We start from the raw sequence: 416 nt of genomic DNA, 5'->3' as shown, positions 1-416 counted from the left end.
ATACAGATGATATCAAACGTGCGCGTCACTCACATATCGTTAGAGGTCTTCCTGATGCTTACTCTCGCGGAAGAATCATCGGCTTGTACCAAAAACCAGCACTTTACGGTGTGGGTCGCTTAAACGCTGAAAAACAACAAGACTTCAAAAAAATTGCCATTTCTTATGATGAAAATATTCTACTACGGGAAGAAATTGGGTAACAACTCAAAGCACTTCAAGACTTAATCGTTTTAGGTAACGAGTATGGTTTAGAACTTGGCCGTCCAGCTGAAAATGCAACCGAAGCTGTACAATGGACTTACATGGGCTATCTTGCTTCTATTAAACAAGCAAACGGTGCTGCAAGCTCATTCGGTCGTATTCCGATTTTCCTTGATATCTACATCCAACGCGATTTAGAAAAAGGCATTATC

General features: G+C 40.9%; 1 pseudogene. It reads left to right on the top strand.

Annotation, left to right across the window (positions count from 1 at the left end):
- Positions 1 to 11: 11 nt before the first annotated feature.
- Positions 12 to 416: pseudogene (locus tag G8O24_RS47240) on the top strand (pyruvate formate lyase family protein); the annotation flags it as partial.

Source organism: Bradyrhizobium campsiandrae (assembly GCF_014529705.1).
GTDB classification, from domain to species: Bacteria; Pseudomonadota; Alphaproteobacteria; order Rhizobiales; family Xanthobacteraceae; genus Bradyrhizobium; species Bradyrhizobium campsiandrae.
Note: the sequence above shows the minus strand (reverse complement) of the source record. Positions and strands in the feature narration are given on the sequence as shown.